General features: G+C 70.7%; 23 protein-coding genes. 14 read left to right on the forward strand and 9 right to left on the reverse strand.

The features are described from left to right. Window positions 1–247 precede the first annotated feature (247 nt). On the forward strand, window positions 248–724 hold the full coding sequence (locus SSP24_RS38535; protein WP_229865301.1) for a hypothetical protein: 477 nt from the start codon (window positions 248–250) through the stop codon (window positions 722–724). Here the strand turns inward: SSP24_RS38535 and SSP24_RS38540 are convergent. Beyond that, entirely contained in the window at window positions 721–1,737 is a 1,017-nt protein-coding gene (locus SSP24_RS38540; RefSeq protein ID WP_141315298.1) for an SEC-C domain-containing protein, read from the reverse strand. The genes SSP24_RS38535 and SSP24_RS38540 overlap by 4 nt on opposite strands. 188 nt (window positions 1,738–1,925) lie before the next feature. Here SSP24_RS38540 and SSP24_RS38545 point away from each other — a divergent pair, with 188 nt between their 5' ends. Continuing rightward, on the forward strand, window positions 1,926–2,357 hold the full coding sequence (locus SSP24_RS38545; protein WP_141315300.1) for a VOC family protein: 432 nt from the start codon (window positions 1,926–1,928) through the stop codon (window positions 2,355–2,357). A 6-nt stretch (window positions 2,358–2,363) separates the two neighbouring features. On the opposite strand, the gene SSP24_RS38550 is transcribed toward SSP24_RS38545, so the two are convergent. Continuing rightward, window positions 2,364–3,836: a glycoside hydrolase gene (locus SSP24_RS38550; protein ID WP_141315302.1), complete on the reverse strand. Its 1,473-nt coding sequence runs from the start codon at window positions 3,834–3,836 to the stop codon at window positions 2,364–2,366. A 263-nt stretch (window positions 3,837–4,099) separates the two neighbouring features. On the opposite strand from SSP24_RS38550, the gene SSP24_RS38555 reads away from it, so the two are divergent. From SSP24_RS38555 to SSP24_RS38570, 4 genes are all read left to right on the forward strand, one after another. After that, complete coding sequence (locus SSP24_RS38555; RefSeq protein ID WP_141315304.1) at window positions 4,100–4,867, forward strand: class E sortase; 768 nt, start codon at window positions 4,100–4,102, stop codon at window positions 4,865–4,867. A 51-nt stretch (window positions 4,868–4,918) separates the two neighbouring features. Continuing rightward, complete coding sequence (locus SSP24_RS38560; RefSeq protein ID WP_141315306.1) at window positions 4,919–5,230, forward strand: DUF6412 domain-containing protein; 312 nt, start codon at window positions 4,919–4,921, stop codon at window positions 5,228–5,230. A gap of 105 nt (window positions 5,231–5,335) precedes the next feature. Continuing rightward, on the forward strand, window positions 5,336–6,046 hold the full coding sequence (locus SSP24_RS38565; protein WP_141315308.1) for a YidC/Oxa1 family membrane protein insertase: 711 nt from the start codon (window positions 5,336–5,338) through the stop codon (window positions 6,044–6,046). Between the two features lie 129 nt (window positions 6,047–6,175). Continuing rightward, window positions 6,176–7,033, forward strand: a complete 858-nt coding sequence (locus SSP24_RS38570) for a fumarylacetoacetate hydrolase family protein (protein WP_141315310.1) — start codon at window positions 6,176–6,178, stop codon at window positions 7,031–7,033. A 70-nt stretch (window positions 7,034–7,103) separates the two neighbouring features. Here SSP24_RS38570 and fmdA read toward each other — a convergent pair whose 3' ends face one another. The 7 genes from fmdA to SSP24_RS38605 all read right to left on the reverse strand — a co-directional run bounded on the left by fmdA (window position 7,104) and on the right by SSP24_RS38605 (window position 12,769). Further along, entirely contained in the window at window positions 7,104–8,351 is a 1,248-nt protein-coding gene (gene fmdA / locus SSP24_RS38575; protein ID WP_141315312.1) for a formamidase, read from the reverse strand. Window positions 8,352–8,415: 64 nt separating this feature from the next. Further along, complete coding sequence (locus tag SSP24_RS38580) at window positions 8,416–9,063, reverse strand: AmiS/UreI family transporter (protein WP_141315314.1); 648 nt, start codon at window positions 9,061–9,063, stop codon at window positions 8,416–8,418. Window positions 9,064–9,127: 64 nt separating this feature from the next. Continuing rightward, window positions 9,128–9,406: an FmdB family zinc ribbon protein gene (locus SSP24_RS45425; RefSeq protein ID WP_141315316.1), complete on the reverse strand. Its 279-nt coding sequence runs from the start codon at window positions 9,404–9,406 to the stop codon at window positions 9,128–9,130. A 207-nt stretch (window positions 9,407–9,613) separates the two neighbouring features. Next, the gene (locus SSP24_RS38590; RefSeq protein ID WP_141315318.1) at window positions 9,614–10,042 is read right to left on the reverse strand and encodes a hypothetical protein; all 429 of its coding nucleotides are present in this window, start codon (window positions 10,040–10,042) and stop codon (window positions 9,614–9,616) included. A gap of 162 nt (window positions 10,043–10,204) precedes the next feature. Beyond that, a complete protein-coding gene (locus SSP24_RS38595; RefSeq protein WP_141315320.1) occupies window positions 10,205–11,080 on the reverse strand; it encodes an LLM class F420-dependent oxidoreductase in 876 nt (291 codons plus the stop codon). A 91-nt stretch (window positions 11,081–11,171) separates the two neighbouring features. Next, on the reverse strand, window positions 11,172–11,663 hold the full coding sequence (locus SSP24_RS38600; RefSeq protein WP_141315354.1) for a heme-degrading domain-containing protein: 492 nt from the start codon (window positions 11,661–11,663) through the stop codon (window positions 11,172–11,174). Between the two features lie 20 nt (window positions 11,664–11,683). Beyond that, window positions 11,684–12,769 (reverse strand): Gfo/Idh/MocA family protein, encoded by a 1,086-nt coding sequence (locus tag SSP24_RS38605; RefSeq protein ID WP_141315321.1) that lies wholly within the window; start codon window positions 12,767–12,769, stop codon window positions 11,684–11,686. 55 nt (window positions 12,770–12,824) lie between these two features. Here SSP24_RS38605 and SSP24_RS38610 point away from each other — a divergent pair, with 55 nt between their 5' ends. The 8 genes from SSP24_RS38610 (at window position 12,825) to SSP24_RS38645 (ending at window position 20,510) form a co-directional block, all read left to right on the forward strand. After that, complete coding sequence (locus tag SSP24_RS38610) at window positions 12,825–13,958, forward strand: ROK family transcriptional regulator (protein ID WP_229865304.1); 1,134 nt, start codon at window positions 12,825–12,827, stop codon at window positions 13,956–13,958. 326 nt (window positions 13,959–14,284) lie between these two features. Beyond that, entirely contained in the window at window positions 14,285–15,061 is a 777-nt protein-coding gene (locus tag SSP24_RS38615) for a hypothetical protein (protein WP_141315325.1), read from the forward strand. A 113-nt stretch (window positions 15,062–15,174) separates the two neighbouring features. Continuing rightward, window positions 15,175–15,930 (forward strand): GntR family transcriptional regulator, encoded by a 756-nt coding sequence (locus tag SSP24_RS38620; RefSeq protein WP_141315327.1) that lies wholly within the window; start codon window positions 15,175–15,177, stop codon window positions 15,928–15,930. 132 nt (window positions 15,931–16,062) lie between these two features. After that, entirely contained in the window at window positions 16,063–17,187 is a 1,125-nt protein-coding gene (locus SSP24_RS38625; protein WP_141315329.1) for a TIGR03364 family FAD-dependent oxidoreductase, read from the forward strand. A 4-nt stretch (window positions 17,188–17,191) separates the two neighbouring features. Further along, the gene (locus tag SSP24_RS38630; RefSeq protein ID WP_141315331.1) at window positions 17,192–17,866 is read left to right on the forward strand and encodes a phosphonatase-like hydrolase; all 675 of its coding nucleotides are present in this window, start codon (window positions 17,192–17,194) and stop codon (window positions 17,864–17,866) included. Then, complete coding sequence (locus SSP24_RS38635) at window positions 17,863–18,915, forward strand: ABC transporter ATP-binding protein (protein ID WP_141315333.1); 1,053 nt, start codon at window positions 17,863–17,865, stop codon at window positions 18,913–18,915. The genes SSP24_RS38630 and SSP24_RS38635 overlap by 4 nt, the downstream gene beginning before the upstream one ends. Further along, on the forward strand, window positions 18,908–19,726 hold the full coding sequence (locus SSP24_RS38640; RefSeq protein WP_141315335.1) for a 2-aminoethylphosphonate ABC transporter permease subunit: 819 nt from the start codon (window positions 18,908–18,910) through the stop codon (window positions 19,724–19,726). The genes SSP24_RS38635 and SSP24_RS38640 overlap by 8 nt, the downstream gene beginning before the upstream one ends. After that, complete coding sequence (locus SSP24_RS38645) at window positions 19,713–20,510, forward strand: ABC transporter permease (RefSeq protein ID WP_141315337.1); 798 nt, start codon at window positions 19,713–19,715, stop codon at window positions 20,508–20,510. Before SSP24_RS38640 ends, SSP24_RS38645 begins: the two co-directional genes overlap by 14 nt. The last annotated feature ends 31 nt before the right edge of the window (window positions 20,511–20,541 follow it).

Raw genomic sequence — 20,541 nt, forward strand, 5'->3', positions numbered from 1 at the left:
CCACTCTTGACACTCGCCCCTCCACCGCGGTGTGCAGTGATGGCCGGGCGGCCCAGGGGTGGGGCGGCGGGGACGGTGGGGGCGGGGTGGCCGTTCGTGGCCGGGTGCGGGTGCGCGGTGTCTGGGGTGCGGGGTGCGGCAGGGGGGCGGCTTCCTCTGGTTTGCGGAGTGATGCAGAAGGAGAGCGGCTAGGCTGCGCCGAGCGTGCGAACGGCTGTTCGTTGGGTCGGTGGGGGGAGACCGGGGCTTGTTTGTTCTGCTTGCTTTCGCGGCTCTCTTCGCCGTGCCTGTGTGGGTCATCGCCGTGGTCGTCAAGCTGGTGTCCGTCGTCTTGCCGGGGCGGCGCTCCGACTGGGGCGTGAGGTTGTTGCGCTGGGGTGCCGGTATGGCGGCGGCAGGTGCGGTCATGCTCCTGGTCATGGCGCTCGGGGCCGTCCAACTGTCCGACCACGAGTCCCGGTCGGGGGCAGGTTCCTCTCCCGCGCCCGCCTGCCGCGATGCTTCTCCCCACCTTGTGGAGCGACTCGTGGGCCACCGTGCCTCGTATCTGCCGCCTGCCTTTGACTGCGTTCTGGAGGACGGGACGACGTACCCCAGTTCCGAAAGCTACGTGTGGCTCAATGGCCTTGCCGCCACCGGCGCGGCGGCCTCCGTGCTGCTGGCGATGGGGGCCAGGTACACCACCAAACGGCAGGCGGCGCGGCAGAGGGGGGTCCTCGCCTAGTCCTCCGTGCCGTGGCAGTCCCCGTACGTCCGTCCCGTTCCGCACCAGCACACCCCGGTCCGCTCCGGTGGCCACGGCACCGCTCTGCCCCGTGCCGCCAGGGTCGTCGCGTACTGGGGGAGGAGGGTCGGGTCGTCCGGGGACGTGGCTTCCGAGGCTGCGAAGGCCTCGTACGACGGGACCGTGCCCGTTACGACGCCCAGGTTTGGTGTTCCCGAGGACGCCAGCTCTCGTAGTGACGCCTCTATCGTCGACAGGTGCTCCTCGTGGGACGGGTACTCCGAGGTCAGGGTCGGGTACGCCGACAGGAGTTCCGTCAGCTCCGTCTGCGGCCAGTGCAGTACCGCCACCGGGAACGGGCGGGAGAGGGCCTCTCGGTAGGCGCCCAGTTCCGCGCGTAGGCGGGAGATCTCCGCCTCCAGTTCCGCCGGGTTGTCCGAGCCCAGGGACCATACGCGCTTCGGGTCGTGCAGCTCGTCCAGGGAGACCGGCATCGAGTGCAGGGTGTCGGCCAGGATGTCCCAGTCGTCGTGGGGGAGGCCCAGCATGCGGCGTACCCGGTGGCGGCCGAAGAAGAGGGCGTGTGTGGACTGCGGGGGCGCCGACCCGTCCGTCAGGAGGAGGCGGGTGGCCTGCGTGAAGACCTCCTGCGCCGTCTCCAGCTCGTCGTGCGATTCGAGGGCCTCGGCCACGATCACCCAGGGGGCCGGGTCCCTCGGGGACGCCGTGCGGATGCCGTCGATGATCGCTCGGGCCTCCGCCTCGTGGCCGTACTCCCAGAGGTTCGAGGCCTTCAGGGCGCGGACCAGGAAGGAGTTCTCCAGGGCGTCGGGAGACGACAGCAGGCGGTCGTAGAGCGCGGTCGCGGCGGGGCGGTCGCCGGACAGTTCCAGGTGGGCCGCGGCCCGCAGCAGCAGGGCCTCGGCGTCCTCGGGGTAGAGGCCGGCGGTTCGCTCCAGGCGGGCCGCCTCGGCGGTGTGGTCGACGTTCTCGGCAGGCGTGTCGGGGCGCATGGGGGACACCGTACTGCCGAGTGGTGTCAAAGGAGAGTCAGGTGGTCAGGTGGGCGGGCGTCCCGTGGTCGGGCGGTCCGGTGGTCGGGCGGTCCGGTGGTCGGGCGGTCCGGTGGTCGGGCGGTCCGGTGGTCGGGCGGTCGGGCGGTCGACAGGACCGTGCCGGGCGGCTGCGGCACAGTGAAGGTATGGGTATGGAGGAGATGGATCATTTGGCGCGGGGGGCTGTGGCCGCCCGGCTGCCCGCCCAGGATCTTGGGCGGGCTCGGCGGTTCTATTCCGAGAAGCTGGGGCTGGAGCCCGTCGACGAGCGGCCCGGTGGGCTGCTGTATCGGTGTGGGGGTGTGGAATTCGTCCTCTTTCAGTCGGCGGGGGTCTCGCCGGGGACCTTTACGCAGATGGCGTGGCAGGTCGACGACATTGAGGGTGTGGTGGCCGTGCTCCGGCGGCGGGGTGTTGTGTTCGAGGTCGTCGACCTGCCGGGGTTGCGGACGGGGGAGGACGGGATCGCCGAGGTCGAGGGGCACTATCCGAGCAAGGGGGCGCGAGGGGAGCGTGCCGCCTGGTTCCGGGACAGTGAGGGGAATCTCCTCGGGGTCGGGGAGCCCGTCCCCCTGTAGATCGTCCTAGAGCGTCACGCCGTCCACTTGCAACGTCTGCACCGCCCCCGCCGCGAACGGCACGCTCACCGACTTGCCGTTCAGGCGCGTGTCCGAGTACGCCCGGTAGCGGTCCGAACCGCTCGTCGCCGTGTTCCAGCGCGGGACCAGGCCCCCGGACCCGCCCGTCACCGTCGAGAAACGGGACAGGTCGAAGGTGAGCGTCTGCGCCGATGTCGACGTGTTCACCGCCACGATCACCAGGCGTCGCGCCGACGCCGAGTACGCCGCCACCGCGTAGCTCACGCCGGTGTCGAGGAGCGTCATGCCCGGGCGGATGTGGCGGCTGAACTGCGCCATGACGTAGTACTTCGGCTGGACCGTCGTCGGCTGCAGCGTGCTCGCGTTGTACGCGATCATCGCCCAGCCCGTCGTCGGGTCCATGACCTGCCAGTAGCACCAGGCCGTGGGGTGCAGCCAGCGGAAGTCGTAGCAGAGGTTCCGGGCCATCGTCAGGCCCGTGCCGTCGCCGTCGCCCGTTTCCGAGTTCCAGAGTTTCTTGCGGGATGTCGTCACGACGTCCGTGTACAACAAATCCCTTCGGCCGCCCGCGCCCTGGTAGCCGTGCACGTTGACCTGCGAGACCAGGGACTTCGTGGACGCGTTGAAGGACGCCCACGTCGAACGTGCCGTGTCGTAGTTCGTCTCGTCCGACGCCGCGATGCGGATGCCCGTCAGGCCGCGCTTGTCCAACTCGCTGCGCATGTACGGGAGTACGGCGGCCTGCACCGCCGGGTCCATGTGGCAGCCCTCCTGTGTGCCCGTCGCCGTCCACCAGCTCGACGCCGGCTCGTTGAAGGGGTCGACCGTCGCGAAGTTCACGCCCCAGTTGTTACGGGCGTGCAGCGCGACCGCCGCCAGGTGGGAGGCGTGCTGGCGGTAGTTCCAGGTCTGGAGGTTGTTGCCGCCGTCCGCCGCGCCGGACGGGTTGTGGTTGTTGCACATCCACCACATCGGCGAGTTGGCGAACAGCTCGCTCACCGCGCCGCGCTGCGTCGCCTTCACCAGCGCCGCGCGCTGGTTCGCGTCCGCCGTCCAGTCCCAGGCCGAGGATGTGGGGTCCTCGTTGTTCCAGTCCTGCCAGAAGCCCTCGATCTGCTTGAACGCGGGGATGTTGGGAGACTCGACCATGCTCTCGCCGTTCACGCTGTTCCAGCTGCACGCGCCGAGGTTGTAGCGGGCGATGTTCAGGCCGAGGCCGGGCAGTGCCGTGCCGTTGTACGTCACCGTCCTGGTCGTGAAGAACAGGTCGGCGAAGTCGTCCCGCGCGCCGAACACGTTCGCCCACCAGGCCAGGGACGTGCCCCAGCCCTCCCAAGAGCCGTACGTCGTCGATGGGTTGACGGCGATCGTCGCGTCCGCGTGTGCCGTACCCGTCGCCAGGGCGCTGGTGAACAGCGCGCCGCCCGTGGCCGCCAGCAGTGTTCTGCGTCGGATCATGGCTTCTTCGCCTCCATCAACGGCCGGTCGTCGAACCGGCTTCGGGGCCAGTCCCGTGGGGATCGACAGGAAGCATCGGGTGTGGCGGCTGGGGTTGTCGAGGGTTCCGACAGGCCTTTCTCAAACCAGTTGAGGAAGGGTTCGAAGGGTCGGACAAGCACCCGGACAGGTGCGAGTCGAGCACCGGCTATGGAGACCTCGCGCCCCACCCCTTATCGTGCGGGCGGCCCCCATCCCGTACGACGGTGTAGGAGGCGACCGCCATGCGCGTGCCCGTCGTGCAGCACGCCACCCGTCGTCGGCGTGCCCGGCGCCGACGCGTCCTGTGGGTCGGTGGCGAGGCCCTCGTCACCGTCGGGATCGTCCTGCTCCTCCTCGTCGTGCACCAGCTGTGGTGGACCAACCGGCAGGCGAGGGAGGGCGCCGAGCGGGAGGTCGCGGCGCTGGAGCAGGAGTGGGGCGGGGCCACGCCCGGCGTTCAGGAGAGCGACCCGACGGAGACCGCCGACAGCGAGCCTTCGCCCGAGCGGCGAGCCCCCACCCGGCGAGACACCCCCGTCTCGGCACCCCGCCCCCACCCCTCCGACGCCTACGCCATCCTCGCCATCCCCCGCCTGAACCTCCGCGTCCCCGTCGCCGCAGGCATCAGCAAGCCGCACGTCCTCAACAAGGGGTACGCCGGTCACTACCCCGGCACCGCACAGCCCGGCCACGCCGGGAACTTCGCGCTCGCCGGGCACCGCAACACCCACGGCGAGCCCTTCCGATACCTCAACCGGCTCGACGACGGCGACCGGATCGTCGTAGAGACGCGGTCGGCCGTGTACACGTACGCCGTCGACCAGACCGTCCCGCAGACCTCCGCCCGCGACACCGCAGTGATACGGCCCGTGCCGCGCAGCCTCGTCCACCCCGGCCGGGGCTACCGCGAGCCCGGCTACTACATCACCCTCACCACCTGCACCCCCGAGTACACGTCCAAGTACCGCCTGGTGGTGTGGGGGACGCTCCTGTCCATGCGCCCGCGGTGAGGTATAAACGAACGGTATTGCGAGAGGTATTGAGGAGAGGGGGAGGCGGCGATGATCCGGACGTGCGCGAAGTCGCGCCCCGCCGTCCTGCTCCTGATCCTCTTCCTCGACCTGGCCCTGCTGGACGCCGGCACCCTCTCCGCCACCGTCGCGCTCGCCGCGACCGCCGCGGCCGGGTCGGCGCTCGCCGTCTGCCTGCTGGTCGCCGCGCGCTGCGCGCCCGCCGTGCCGCCCACGCGGGTGCGTACGGCCATCCGCGACCGGGACCGTCGTACGGCCTTCCTGCCGCAACGCGACCCCGACGCCAAGGGACGCACCCGGCCCCGAGCGCCCGGACACGCCCTGCTGACGACCGTCGCGTAGGGCACGCCACCTCAGCGCAACACCAGACCACCGTGACCCCGCGCGGGTCGTCATGCCGCCATCCCATCTCCCGGCACGACGAGACCCACGACGGAGGGCTCACCCATGTCCGTTTTCGCCACCCTGGTCGAGCAGTTGGCCGAGCTGCTTCAGCCGCTGTTCCACGCCTCCGCGGCCGCCGCCGCGATCGTCCTGTTCACCGCGTTCGTACGACTGCTGGTGCTGCCGCTGTCCCGGGCGGCCGCGCGGGGACAGAAGGCGCGTACCGCGTTGCAGCCGAAGATCGCCGAGCTGCGCAAGAAGTACCGGAAGAATCCAGAGCGGCTTCAGCAGGCTGTGCTGGAGCTGCACGCCAAGGAGAAGGTGTCACCGCTCGCGGGCTGTCTGCCCGGTCTGATGCAGTTGCCCGCGTTTTTCCTGCTCTACCACCTGTTCTCGAATCCGACGATCGGCGGCGAGGCGAACGCCCTGCTCGGTCATCAGCTGCTGGCCGCGCCCCTGGGGGACCGGTGGGTGGACGCGCTGGGTGACGGTGGGGTGTTCGGGGCGGCGGGGCTGGTGTACGTCGGGCTGTTCGCCGTGGTCGTGGTGGTCGCCGCGTTCAACTACCGCCGTACGAAGCGGATGATGGCCGTCGGAAGTCCCGTACCGGTGGACGGTGGGCAGCTGCCCGGCCTCGGCGCCGTCACCAAGGTCATGCCGTTCATGTCCTTCCTGACGCTCATCACCGTGGCGGTGGTGCCGTTGGCGGCCGCGCTGTACGTGGTGACCAGTACGACGTGGAGTGCCGTCGAGCGGGCTGTGCTCTACCGCTGAACTCCGGTGGCTACGGTCCAGTACGTGAACGGGGTATTGCGGACTGGACCGTCACCTTGGAGGATCGACCAGTCCTCCGATGGCTGCACACATCGGCGGGCGCCCCCGCGATCGAGGGAGATTGTGACCATGAAGCTGCTGCGAGTCGGTACGGCCGGGGCGGAGCGGCCCGCGCTGCTGGACGCCGAGGGTGTGCTGCGGGATCTGTCCGGGCTCGTGTCCGACATCGACGGGGCGCTGCTCGCGGACGAGGCCGCGCTCGGCCGGATCCGGGATGCCGCCGGGGCCGGGGAGCTGCCCGTGCTGGACGCCGCCGGGCTGCGGATCGGGGCGCCGCTGGGGCGGATCGGCAAGATCGTGTGCATCGGGCTGAACTACCACGACCACGCCCGGGAGACCGGGGCCGAGCCGCCCGCCGAGCCGGTGATCTTCTTCAAGGCCGCGGACACGGTGGTCGGGCCGCACGACACCGTGCTCGTGCCGCGCGGGTCCCGGAAGACCGACTGGGAGGTGGAGCTGGCGGTCGTCATCGGACGTACCGCCCGCTACCTGGAGTCGGCGCAGGACGGGCTCGCGCATGTCGCCGGGTACGCGGTGGCGCACGACGTGTCCGAGCGGGAGTTCCAGATCGAGCGTGGGGGGACCTGGGACAAGGGCAAGAACTGCGAGACGTTCAACCCGCTGGGGCCGTGGCTGGTGACGGCGGACGAGGTGCCGGATCCGCAGCAGCTGTCGCTGCGGCTGTGGGTCAATGGGGAGCTGAAGCAGGACGGGACGACCGCCGAGCAGATCTTCTCCGTGGGGGAAGTGGTGCGGTACGTCAGTCAGTTCATGACGCTCTACCCCGGGGATGTCATCAATACCGGGACGCCGGCGGGGGTTGCGTTGGGGCAGCCCGAGCCCAAGCCGTATCTGCGGGCGGGAGACGTGGTGGAGCTGGAGATCGAGGGGCTGGGGCGGCAGCGGCAGGAGTTCAAGGACGCCTGACCAGTGCCTGAGAGGTTGGGGGACCCCCGGTCACGCGGAGGTCCCCCTTGCCCTGGGTGACGGGTCGGCCTCAGCTCGCCACCGCGCACTGACCGCGGTCTGCGACCTTCGGGCCCTCCGCGGTGGGACGGACGTCGAAGTCGAAGATGCTGGTCGGGAGGTAGAGGGAGCAGCAGGCGTTGGGGATGTCGACGATCCCGCTGATGCGTCCCTCGATGGGGGCGGCACCGAGGAGCAGGTAGGCCTGCTCTCCGGAGTAGCCGAACCTCTTCAGGTATTCGACGGCGTTGAGGCAGGCGCGGCGATAGGCGACCGTCGCGTCCATGTAGTAGTTGGTGTCGGTGTCGTGGTCCACGGAGATCCCGACGAAGGACATGAACTCCGAGTACCGCGGCTCGACGTTGCCCGGCATGAAGACGGGGTTGGTCGTGACACCGTACTTCTCCATGCCGCCCTTGATCAGATCGACGTGGAAGTCGATGTAGCCGCCCATCTCGATGGCGCCGCAGAAGGTGATCTCACCGTCGCCCTGGCTGAAGTGCAGGTCACCGGCCGACAGCTTGGCGTCCTTGACATGGACGGGGACGAAGACGCGTGATCCACGCGTGAAGTTCTTGATGTCCTGGTTGCCGCCGTTCTCCCGTGCGGGAACGGTTCGTGCGCCTTCCTGGCCGATGCGTTCGGCGTCCGATCCGGTCGCCTTGCCGGCCAGTGCCTGCTCGGGGTCGGGTGTGAGTCCCAGCGGCGGGACGCGGTCGGGGTCGGTGTCGACCAGGGCCTGCTCACGCCTGTTCCACCGCTCAAGCAGTTCCGCGGACGGCGCGGTGCCGAAGAGACCGGGGTGGGTGATGCCGGTGAAGCGGACACCGGGAAGGTGCCTGGTGGTCGCCATCTGCCCGTGGAAGTCCCAGACCGCCTTGAGGGAGTCCGGGAAGTAGTCCGTCAGGAAGCCTCCACCGTTGGCCTTGGCGAAAACGCCGGTGTATCCCCAGCCTTGACCCGGTGCGTCGCCGACCTGCTGCGGCACCGGCCCGAGCTCGAGGATGTCGACGATGAGCAGGTCGCCCGGCTCCGCGCCTTCGATGCCTATCGGCCCACTGAGCATGTGGCAACGCTTCAGGTCGATATCGCGGACGTCGTTGGCGGAGTCGTTGTTGCCGATCTGCGCATCGGTCCAGTCGCGGCATTCGAGGCGGAACTCGTCCCCGGGGCGGACCATCGCGGCGTTCGGAACATCAGGATGCCACCTGTTGTGTCCAGGTACTTCCTGGTCGCGCATCGACCGGGACTGGTCGACGCTGAAGATTACTTCAGGCATGTGAATCCCTCATGTTCTTTTGTATGTGGTGAGCGATTACGAGCGTGGCGCGGCGCCGAAGGATCTAGCCGTGGCTGCCGGCCGGGTAAGCGCCGTACTCCTCCGCGGGCCTGCCGGGCCGCCTGTGGCGCAGTGCGAACCACAGCCCGCCGAAGGTCAGCACACCGAACGCGCCCAGTGCGATCGCGATCTCGTAGAAGTTCTCCGGGACCCAGTAACCGGACAGCAGCAGGAATGCCGGTATGACACCGGTCACCCAGCCTTCGATCGCGGTCACCCAGCCGACATAAGGCGTCAGCCTCTCCAGTTTCAGGCCCAGGAGCAGGAAGAAGAGGAACCAGAGGAACGCCCAGTAGAGCCATATGACGCCGAACGGCTGATCGCCGAACTGCCGGAAACTGACGAAGGAATAGCCCAGAGCCACGATGGACACGAACAGCGAGTAATAGCCCACGCCGGTCGTGTCGAGCCCCATCAGCAGGCCGATCCCTACATACAGGTAGGTGAAACCGAAGAGGAAGATGCCCGATGCCAGCAGAATTCGCTCGGAATCCTGATTCGCGGCGATGATGAGATATGTGGGTGTGAGGACCTGAAGCCCGCCCACGAACAGATTGAATATGGCGGCTGCCCGGCTGTCCACCTTCCCCAGCAGCATCAGCCCGTTCAGGAACAGCACCGCGCCCACGAAGAGAAGCCCGACATTGGCCAAGGGACACACCTCCCGATAACTCGCCCTTCCCGGAAGGGCTTACCGGCCGGTCCGAACTTCCCTGTCAGGGCCGGGGAAGCCGGGCGTGGGCCGGGTGGGTCGGCCTCGGCGCTGCCTCCTTGGGAGGCACCCGCGTGACCACCGCGGGGTTTTCCCGAGACTCTTCCTCCAGCTCGCGCAGGCCCGCGACCGCGGGCGACGTGAAGGCAGTTCCGGGGGATGTGTACACGCGCCGAGCGGTATTCGAGCACCGCGGGCAGACCTCCTCGGCCGACGCGGTGCCGATGGGCCGCTTCACGTCGAACGAACCGCAGCGATTGCAGAAATACTCGTACGTCGCCATGAGTCATCGCCGCCCGCTTCCGGCCCTTGGCCATGGGCGCGGATCTGGTCGATCTGGACACACCGTGAGAAGCTGCCTCAATTCCAGGCAACGCCTCTGACGACGGCCTGTCAAGGCGAGTTGGGGATGCCCGGGCGCATCAACGGTTCGACGCGCGTACGCCCGACCAGGCCTGTCCGACGTGATCCGCCGGACAGGCCTGGTGTGTCAAGGCGCGCCCGCGATGGCGCACGCGCGGCACGGGGGACGGCCGCAGGTGCACTGCATGATGGCGTCCAGCACCTCGCGGTCGTGGTACAGGCACTCGTCCCGGCAGGTGTGGCGCGGGATGAAGCCCGCCTGGTGCTCGTCCGGCCAGGGCTCCTCGCCCTCCCGGCAGCGCACGAACCGCTCCGGGTCCGTGGAGTGCAGCTGCTGCATCCGCTCCCGGGCCTCGCCCTCCAGGTCACGTGTTTCCCCGACCACTGCCTTGAGCTGGTCGGCGAGACCGGAGAACCTGGCGTCGCCGGTCCTGACGTGGGCGGCGCTCAGTGCCATGACGGCGTTTCCCAGGAACCGTCGCGCGTCTTGGAGATCAGTGACGTGGTGCAGTTGGATGCCGGTCACGCCCCTGACCCACACGGCGTCTTCGCTCACTTGTCCACCTTCCGGGCACGGGCGGCCATCGGCGAGGTCACTCGCCTGGAAGGCTCGCATTGCTCTTTTAGGGAAACTAAGTCTGCGACGGGTGCCAGTCCAGCCATTTCCTCGTGAAATGTCTCACAAGGTGCTATTCGGTGTCTTTCGCGCGTGTTTCATTCACGCAAGAAGATCGGCCAGGCGGCGCCACGCCTCGCGCGGCAGGGTGTCGCGCGGGCTCTCGTCCACGAGCTGTAGCGCGACGTGGTCCGCGCCCGCCGCGTGGAACGCAGCGATGCGCTCCCGGACGCGGTTCTCGTCGCCCCATGCGTACACCGCGTCGATCAGGCGGTCGCTGCCGCCGCCCGCCAGGTCCGACTCGGTGAAGCCGTGGCGGAGGAAATTGTTCGTGTAGTTCGGGAGCGACAGATACATGGCCAGGTAGCCCCGGGCCACACTGCGGGCCCGGGCCGGGTCCCGTTCCAGGACGACCTTCAACTCGGGAGCGAGCAGCGGGGCTTCGCCGAGGATCTCGCGGGCGTACGCCGTGTGTTCCGGTGTGACCAGATAGGGGATCGAGCCGGCCGCGCGGTCCCGGGCCAGCTCCAGGTTCTTCGGGCCCAGCGCCGCCAGCACCCGGCGTTCGGCCGGCACCCCGGCGGCGTCGAGGGCGTCGAGGTGGCCGACCAGGGCCGCGTACGGGCGGCGGTACTGGTCGGCGAACTTGGCGTGGCTCACCCCGAGGCCCAGCAGGAAGCGGCCGGGGTGGGACGCCTCCAGCTCGGCGAAGGCCGCGGCGGCGTCGGCGGGCTCGTGCTGCCAGATGCTCTGGATGCTGGTGCCGACGGTGATGCTCTTGGTGGCCCGGATGAGCGGGGCGGCGTTCGCGGCGGAGCTGTTGCCGCCCAGCCAGAGCGCACCGAAGCCCAGCTCCTCCAGCTCGGCGGCCGACTCGTCGAGCTCGGAGCGGCGGTCGGGGTCCTCCGAGCGCAGGCCCGCGCTCCAGATGCCGTACCGTCCCAGCCGCACCTTCAGTGAGGCTACGGGGTTGTTCATGGCGCGATCCCTCCGGTTGCTGTGACGGCCGATACAGGTGTGCCAACCGGAGGGTCGCTCGGGATAATCCCGGCTCAGTCGGATCTGATCGTCAGATCTGATCGCCCAGGAAGTGCTCCAGCGCCTCCACCACGAAGCGGTGGTCCTGGAGCTGGGGCAGCCCGGAGACCGTCACCGCGCCGATGACTCCCACGCCCTCCACGGTGATCGGGAAGGACCCGCCGTGGGCGGCGTAGGTGTCCGGGTCCAGGCGGGAGGCCTCCTCGAACGTCGTGCCCTTGGCCCGGAAGCGGGCCCCGACCAGGTAGGAGGCGGAGCCGTAGCGCTCCACCACCCGGCGCTTGCGGGCGATCCAGGCGTCGTTGTCGGGGGTGGAGCCGGGCAGCGCGGCGTGGAAGAGCTGCTGGCCGGCGCGGTGGATGTCGATGGCGACCGGGGCCTGGCGCTCCCGGGCCAGTTCGACCAGCAGCGAGCCGAGCGCCCAGGCGTCGTCGTAGCCGAACCGCCGGAACACCAGTCGGCGTTCCTGCGCCTCCAGCTCCTCGACGGTGGGCGTCAGTTCGGGGGTGATCTTCGGGGTCATCGCGCTCTTGTGGCTGTTGGTCACAGGGTCACCGTCACTCCGTCTCGGGCCGAACGGCGGGCCGCTGCCAGTACGTCGAGGGCGGCAGCCGCCTCCAGGGCGGTCACCGGGTTGGGGGCGCCGTCGCGCAGGGCGGCGGCGATCGCGGCGTAGTACGCGGGGTAGTCGCCGGGCAGGGTGCGCAGCGGGCGGCCGCCGCCGGTCAGCGGGGACTCGCCGGAGCCGACGCGGCCCCACAGCGACTCGGGTTCCGTGCCCCAGTCGGCGGACTGCGAGGGGCGCTGCCCGTCCCTCAGGGCCGCCTCCTGCGGGTCGAGGCCGTACTTGACGTAGCCCGCCTGCGAGCCCAGCACCCGGAAACGCGGGCCGAGTTGGGCGGTCGTCGCGGAGACGTAGAGGTGGGAACGGACGCCGTTCGCGTGGGTGAGGGCGATGAAGGTGTCGTCGTCCGTCTCCGCGCCCGGGCGGCGGATGTCGGACTCGGCGTAGACCGAGGCGGCGGGGCCGAAGAGGACCAGGGCCTGGTCGACGACGTGGCTGCCGAGGTCGTACAGCAGACCTCCGATCTCCGCGGGGTCGCCGGACTCCCGCCAGCCGCCCTTCGGCTGGGGCCGCCACCGCTCGAAGCGGGACTCGAAGCGCCATACGTCGCCCAGCTCGCCCTCGGCGAGGAGTCGGCGCAGGGTCAGGAAGTCGTTGTCCCAGCGGCGGTTCTGGAAGACGGACAGCAGCAGGCCGCGCTCGTCGGCGAGGGCGGCCAGCTCACGGGCCTCGGCCGCGGTGCCGGCGACGGGCTTGTCGACGACCACCGGCAGGCCGGACTTCAGGGCGGCGGTGGCGAGGGGGACGTGCGTCTTGTTCGGGGACGCGATGACGATCAGGTCCAGGTCCCCGGCCCGCTCGAACAGCTCGTCCGGGGTGGCGGCGACCCGTACGCCCGGGTACTCGGTGCGGGCCTGCTCCTGCCGCTCGGCGTTGGAGGTGACCACCGTGTCCAGGGTGAGGCCCTCGGTGGTGGCGATCAGCGGGGCGTGGAAGACGGAGCCCGCGAGACCGTAGCCGACGAGGCCGACGCGGAGGGGCGAGCCAGGGGGTGTGCCAGTCATACGTCCACTTTCGCAACGCTGTTGCCAAAGTGCAAGCGGAGAGGACAATGGGAGTGTGAACAGGCCGAACACCACCACCGGGGCGGGCGCGCGCGAGGGCTCGCGCCAGGGGGCGAATCTGCTGGCGGTGCGGAGCCACAACGCCGCGCTGGTCCTCGAACTCCTGCGCAGGGCCGGGGCGGAGGGCGTCAGCAGGCTGGAGCTCGCCGAGCGGACCGGGCTGACCCCGCAGGCCGTCAGCAAGATCACCGGACGGTTGCGGGACGAGGGGATGGTGAGTGAGGCCGGGCGGCTGGTGTCCACGGGGGGCAAGCCGCGCACGGTGCTGCGGCTGGTGCCGGAGGCCGGGCACGCCGTGGGGGTGCATCTGGACCGGGACGAGCTGCGCGGGGTGCTGGTCGATCTCGCGGGCGCGGTGGTGGGCGAGCGCCGTACGGCGATGGACCTCGGGGCGGGGGCCGAGGCCGTGGTGGGGCAGGTGGTGGCCCTCGTCACGGAGGTCCTCGGCGGCGACTCGGCGGCCGACGTGCGGTCGCTGCTCGGGGTCGGCGTCGCGCTGCCCGGGCCGCTCGATCATGTTCGTGGGGTGCTGCACCGGGTCACCGGGTTTCCGGAGTGGGACGGCTTTCCGCTGCGCGATGTGCTGGGGCAGCGGCTGGAGATGCCGGTGGTGGTCGACAAGGACACGAACGCCGCCGCCCTGGGGCTGGCGGTGGCGGGGGAGGGCCGGTCCTTCGCGTACCTGCACTTCGCGGCGGGGCTCGGCTGCGGGCTGGTGATCGGGGGTGCGGTCCATCGCGGGGCGCGGACCGGGGCGGGCGAGTTCGGGCATCAGGTGGTGCAGCTGGACGGGCCGGTGTGCGAGTGCGGGAACCGGGGGTGCGTCGAGGCGCTGTGTCTGGCCGCGGTGGCGCGCGGCGATGTGGAGGAAGCGGCGCGGGTGCTGGGGGTCGGGGCGAGCAACCTGGTCGCGCTGCTCGACGTCGATCTCGTACTGCTGGGCGGGCGGATCGTCGCGGGTGAGCCGGAGCGGTTCGTGCGGGGAGTCGCCGGAGTTCTCGCAGAACGCGCCCGGCGTACGGGGGAGCAGGCCGTGCCGGTGCGGCTTGCGTTCGGGGGGAGGTGTGTGGTTGCCGAGGGGGCGGCGCAGTTGCTGTTGGGGCCGTTGTTTGGGCGGGGGGTGGGGTGAGCGGGGCGCTGCTGTGTGGGCGGGGGTGGGGTGAGCGTGGCTCGGGTGTTCGGGCGGGCTGTGGGGTGAGCGTGGCCAGGCTGTTGGGGCGGGCGGTGCGGTGAACGTGGGGCCAAATCCGCCCCCGGCATGGTTCTCAACGCCGCCCTGCTGAACGCCGACCCGGCCGTTGGGGCCGGGCGGTCGGGTGAGCGTCGCGCTGCTGTGTGGGCGGGTGGTGGGGTGAGCGTCGCCCTGCTGTGTGGCCTGCCCGATCGGGCGGACCTGTTGGGCCGTACGGCGCGGTGTCCTCGCGGAGGGGGCGGCGTCCGGCGCGGAATGGGGGCATGCGACTGTGCACGCCCGTCCCGCTCTCCCTCTGTCTGGCCGCAGCAGCCCTCCTCGGCGGAGCCGCGTCGCCAGTGCACGCGGCCGCCGCCGGGCCCGACTGCGCCGCCTCCGACAACCGGCAGTTCCCGATCACCACGCGTATCCACGGCGGCCCCGAGTCCTACGACGCCGGCGGCGGGTACGGGATGTGGTCCATCGACCTCACCAACACCACCCAGAGCCCCTGCACCGGCATCCATCCGGTCGTCGTGCTCGTCGACGGCGAGCGGGCGCTGAAGCCGACGCAGCCGCGGCTGGAGTTCTACGAGGGGGCGCGGCCGCGTCCGGTGCGGTTCGAGCGGACCGACCAGGACGAGCTCGTCGGGGCCTTCGGCGCCATCGGTGACGGGTTCGCGGGGTTCGCCGTGCCGCCCGGGCAGACGCTGACCGTGCGGGTGCGGCTGGCGATGACCTCCGATGCCGTACCGAACGACGTCACCGCCAACGCGGCCGTCGTGCAGCGGCGGGAGGACGACGGTGACTGGGTTGGGCAGTCGAACGACTATCGGTTCCGGGTGCGGGCGGAGGGGGAGGCGGAGGTGGAGGCGGAGGCGGAGTCGGACGGTGCGGTCACGCCGGACGACGATCCGTCCGCCGTTCCGGATGGGCGTCTCTCCTTCGCCGACGAGCTTGCTGGTACCGGGCTCATCACGCCCCATGGTGCTCTTGTCGCCGCCTCCTTTCTGCTGGTGGTCATCGGCGGGGCGCTGGTGGTGGTGCGGAGGCGGCGGTGAGTGCCGCGGTAGGCCGTCTGTTGTCTGCGGCGCCGTTGTGGCTGGTCGCGCAGTTCCCCGCGCCCCTTTAAGGGCGTTGCCCAACCGTTCGTCGCGCATGCGACGATCGCTGCGTGGACTACCCGAACGACCAAGCTCCCGGCGCTCCCGTCCGCTACGGCATCCCGGAGCACGGGCGGATTCCGAAGTACTACGCGGTCAAGGCGCGGCTCGACCGGCTGGTCGAGGAGTTGGGGGAGGGCGGGCTGCTGCCCACCGAGCGTGATCTCTCCGAGCGGTACGAGGTCGCCCGCGAGACCGTCCGGCAGGCGATCCGCGAGCTGGTGCTGGAGGGCAAGCTGCGGCGGCAGGGGCGGGGGACCGTCGTCGCGGGGCCCAAGCTGGAGCAGCCGCTGTCCCTCGCCAGCTACACGGAAGGCGTACGGCGGCAGGGGCGCACCCCCGGTCGCAATCTCGTCACCCTCGACCGCTTCCCCTGCCCGGACGCGCTCGCCGCCGAGACCGGGCTCCGGCGCGGCGAACCCGTCTGGCACCTGGAGCGTGTGTTGCTCGCCGACGACGAGCGGGTGGGCCTGGAGAGCACGTACGTCGCCGTGGCCCGGGTGCCCAGGCTCGACACCGACTTCGACCCCGACTCCTCCTTCTACGCCTGGCTGAAGGCCCAGGGCATCGGCTTCGGCGACGCCGACGAGTGCATCGAGACCGTGCTGGCCACCCCGCGCGAGGCGCTGCTCATCGGTACGCCGCCGGCCCTGCCGATGCTGCTGATCCACCGGGTGTCGAGGGACACGGAGGGGCGGCCGCTGGAGCGGGTGCGGACCCTGTACCGGGGCGACCGGTTCTCCTTCACGACCCATCTGCGTGGCTGAAAAGCACCCAAGGCCGATCATCTCTCCTTGTCACGAACAGATAACTGGTCTAGCCCAAACGTGATGGCTCGTTCACGCTCTCGTTGGCAGCCGGACCCTTCCGGTTCCCGGAACGCAAGGAGCGTGGCGGACGTGAGAGTGATAGTCGTCGGAGCCGGCGTGGTGGGCACCCTGCACGCCTGGCAGGCAGTGCACCGCGGCCACGAGGTCGTACAGATCGAGCGCGAGGCGGAGGCTCGTGGCGCGTCCCTGCGCAATTTCGGCCAGATCTGGGTGAGCGGCCGCGCGGGCGGCGAGGAACTGGAGACTGCCCTGCGGGCCCGGGAGCTGTGGGAGGAGCTCGGCGGCCGTGTCCCGGCCCTCGGCTTCCGCCCGAACGGCTCCCTGACCCCCGTCCGCGGCGACCTGGAACTCGCCGTCGCCGAGGCCGCCGTGGCCCGCCCGGACGCCGCCGCCCGCGGTTACAAGCTGCTGACCCCCGGCGAGGCCCGCCCCCTGAACCCCGCCCTGCGCGGCGAGTTCACCGCGGCCCTGTACTGCGAGCGTGACGCGGCCGTCGAGCCCCGCACCGCCCAACTCGCCCTGCGCGCCGAGCTGCTGAAGTCCCCGCACTACCGCTTCCTGCCCGGCCGCGAGGTGCGGGACGTCATCGGTCGGGGCGCCGTCCGGGACGACCACGGCGACGTCCACCAGGGCGATGTCGTCGTGCTCTGCACCGGCGCCTGGCTCGGCGGCCTGGTCCGCGAGCTGGCCGGTCCCGACCTGCCGGTGCGCCGGGTCCGCCTCCAGATGATGCAGACCGACCCCCTGGGCGAGCCGCTCACCACCTCGGTCGCCGACGCCGACAGCTTCCGCTACTACCCGGCGTACGCATCCCCGGCGCTGGACGAGCTGAACGCCCGCCACCCGCAGACGCCGACCGCCGCCGAGCACCGTATGCAACTGCTGATGGTCCAGCGCGCCGACGGCGGACTCACTATCGGCGACACGCACGAGTACGCGCACCCGTTCGCCTTCGACACCCTCGAAGACCCCTACGACCACCTCACCGGCGTCGTCGAGTCCCTCCTCGGCCGCCCGCTGCCGAAGATCCGGCGCCGCTGGGCCGGGGTGTACGCGCAGTGCACCGACCCCGCCCGGGTCGTGCACCGGCAGCAGGTGCGCGACGGCGTGTGGCTGGTGACCGGGCCCGGCGGGCGCGGCATGACCTGCTCGCCCGCGATCGCCGAGACCACCGCGAACGAACTGGAGTGGTGACCCCATGACGACCCCCACCCCCGACATCCGTCTCGTCGTCCTCGACATGGCCGGCACCACCGTCGCCGACGGCGGCCTCGTCGAGCAGGCCTTCGCGGCGGCGGCCCGGCGCCTGGGCGCGGAATCCGCCGGGATGCTGGACCACGTCCGCGCCACCATGGGCGAGTCCAAGATCTCCGTCTTCCGGCAGCTGTTCGGGGAGGAGACGAAGGCCCAGGAGGCCAACAAGGCCTTCGAGGAGGCCTACGCGGACCTCGTCGACGGCGGCTGGGTCGCGGCCCTGCCCGGTGCGCGCGAGGCCATCGAGGAACTCACCTCCCAGGGCCGTACGGTCGTGCTGACCACCGGCTTCGCGCGCACCACACAGGACGCGATCCTGGCCGCGCTGGGCTGGCAGGACCTGGTGCCGCTGACGCTGTGCCCCGCCGACGCCGGGGGCCGGGGGCGCCCGTTCCCCGACATGGTCCTCACCGCGTTCCTCCGTACGGCGGCCGCGGACGACGTCCGGCAGATCGCGGTCGTCGGTGACACCTCGTACGACATGCTCAGCGGGGTCCGGGCGGGCGCGGGCCTGGTCGCCGGTGTGCTGACCGGCGCGCACGACGCGGACGCGCTGCGGGCGGCGGGCGCCGGGCATGTGCTGGAGAGTGTGGCGGACCTGCCGGGAGTGCTGGCATGAGCGGCGGCATCCGCTTCGACTCGGTCACCGTCGCCTACGACGGCAACGTCGTCCTCGACGCCCTCGACCTCACCGTCGCCCCCGGCGAGGTGCTGGCGCTGCTCGGGCCGTCCGGGTCCGGCAAGACCACGGCCCTGCGCGCGGTCGCCGGGTTCGTGCGGCCGGTGGCCGGGCGGGTGTTCCTCGGCGACCGGGACGTGACCGACCTGCCGCCGTACCGGCGGGGCATCGGGATGGTCGTCCAGCAGTACGCGCTGTTCCCGCACATGCGGGTCGAGGAGAACGTCGCCTTCGGGCTGAAGGCCCGCAAGGTCGCCAAGTCCGGCATCCGGGGGCGGGTCGCCGAGGCGCTGGAGATGACCGGGATGGCGGCGTACGCCCCCCGCTATCCGCGCGAGCTGTCCGGTGGCCAGCAGCAGCGCGTCGCCATCGCGCGGGCGCTCGCCATCCAGCCGGACGTGCTGCTGCTCGACGAACCGCTGTCCGCGCTCGACGCCCAGCTGCGCTCCGGGATGCTCGCCGAACTCGCCCGGCTGCACCGCGAGTTGCCCGACGTGTCGATCCTGTACGTCACCCACGACCAGGTCGAGGCACTGACCCTGGCCGACCGGATTGCCGTAATGGACAAGGCGCGGTTGCGGGCGTGCGGGACGCCGCGGGAGCTGTACCGGACGCCTGTGAATGAGTTCACGGCTTCATTCGTAGGGAACGCCAACCTGCTGCCGGTGACGGTGAGTTCGGGAGGTGTGTCCTTCGGGGGCGTGGAGCTGAAGACCGAGACGGCGGGGGCGGCGGTCGGGGCGCGGGCGACGTTGTGCGTACGGCCGCATCTCGTCGGGCTCGGGGAGGGGCCGAACCGGCTCTCCGGGACGGTGGGGGAGATCCAGTGGCGGGGCGCCACCCACCGGCTGTACGTCGATGTCGACGGCCACCGAGTGATGGCGGACGTGCCGGAACTCAGGAATCCCCCGGCCCACGGGGACGCCGTAACGCTGCACTTCGCACCGGAGGACGCGGTCCTGCTGACAGCCGGAGTCACCCATGACTAGCAGGCTGTTCTGGGCCCTGCCGCCCGTCGCCCTCCTCACCCTGTTCTTCCTCTACCCCCTCGCCCTGGTCGTCCAGCAGTCCCTCCAGCCGGACACCGGCGGCACCTCGGTGCAGCCCTACGCCGACGTCTTCGCCTCGGAGGCGTTCCGTGAGGCCCTGTGGACCACCGTCTGGCTGGCCGTCGGGGCCACCGTCGGATGTCTGGTGCTCGGGTTCGTGCTCGCGCTGATCATCGCGTTCGTGCCGTTCCCCGGCGCCCGGGCGGTGTCGAAGTTCATCGACGTCTTCCTCTCCTTCCCGTCCTTCCTGATCACGCTCGCCCTGCTGTTCATCTACGGCTCGGTCGGCATGGCCAACGGACTGTGGACGGATGTGACGGGAGCGGCGGAGGGACCCTTCCAGTTCCTCGCCACGCCCTGGGGCGTGCTCCTCGCGGAGATCACCTACTTCACGCCCTTTGTGATCCGCCCCCTGCTCGCGGCCTTCTCCCAGCTGGACACCGCCCAGCTGGAGGCGGCGAGCTCGCTGGGCACCCGGGCGCCGCGGATCATCCGGCAGATCATCCTGCCGGAGGCGCTCCCGGCGCTCGCCGCCGGCGGCAGCCTCGTGCTGGTGCTGTGCCTCAACGAGTTCGGGATCGTGCTGTTCACCGGGGCGAAGGGCGTCACGACCCTGCCGATGCTCGTCTACAGCAAGGCGATCCTGGAGTCCGACTACCCGGGCGCGTGCGTGGTGGCCGTCGTCAACGTCCTGATCTCCGTCGGCCTGTACGGCCTGTACCGGGTGGTGAGCCGTCGTGCTGGTGCATAGCCGCAAGGCGAAGTGGGCCGTGTGGACGGTCTTCTTCCTGTTCTTCCTGCCGCTGTTCGCCCTGCCGCTCCTCGTCGTCCTCGGCGCCTCCTTCGCCACCAACTGGTCGAGTGTCCTGCCCTCCGGCTTCACCACCGGCCACTACTCCGCCGCCACGCGAGGCGAGGCCCTCCAAGCCCTCACCACCAGCTTGGTGACGGCGCTGGCCGCCAGCCTGCTCGCCCTCGTCACCGGCACCTGGGCCGCCCTGGCCGCGGCGGCCCTGAAGAAGCCGTACCGCACGGTGCTGGACGCCCTGTTCATGCTGCCGGTCGCCGTGCCCTCGGTGGTCGTCGGCCTCGCGATCCTGGTCGCCTTCTCCCAGCCGCCGTTCCTGCTCAACGGCACCCGCTGGATCGTGATCGTTGCCCACACCGTGCTGGTCACCGCGTTCGCCCACCAGTCCGTCTCCGCCGCGATCGTCCGCCTCGACCCGGCGTACGAGCAGGCCGCCGCCTCACTCGGCGCCCGGCCCTCCTACGTCCTGTGGCGCGTCCGGATCCCCTTGCTGCTGCCCTCCCTCACCGCCGCCGCAGGCCTCTGCTTCGCCCTGTCCATGGGCGAGTTGAGCGCCACGATGATGCTCTATCCGCCCGACTGGACCCCGCTTCCGGTCCTGATCTACGCGGCCACCGACCGGGGTGCCCTGTTCGCGGGCTCCGCGATCGCGGTGGTCCTGATGGCGGCGACCCTGCTGGTCCTGCTCGCCGTCTCCAGGCTCCGCACCAAGGCCTCGTACCGATAAGCCCTCGTAACTCGCTTCCCCGCGTAAGGAG

Origin of the sequence: Streptomyces spinoverrucosus (assembly GCF_006539505.1) — a bacterium.
GTDB lineage: Bacteria > Actinomycetota > Actinomycetes > Streptomycetales > Streptomycetaceae > Streptomyces > Streptomyces spinoverrucosus.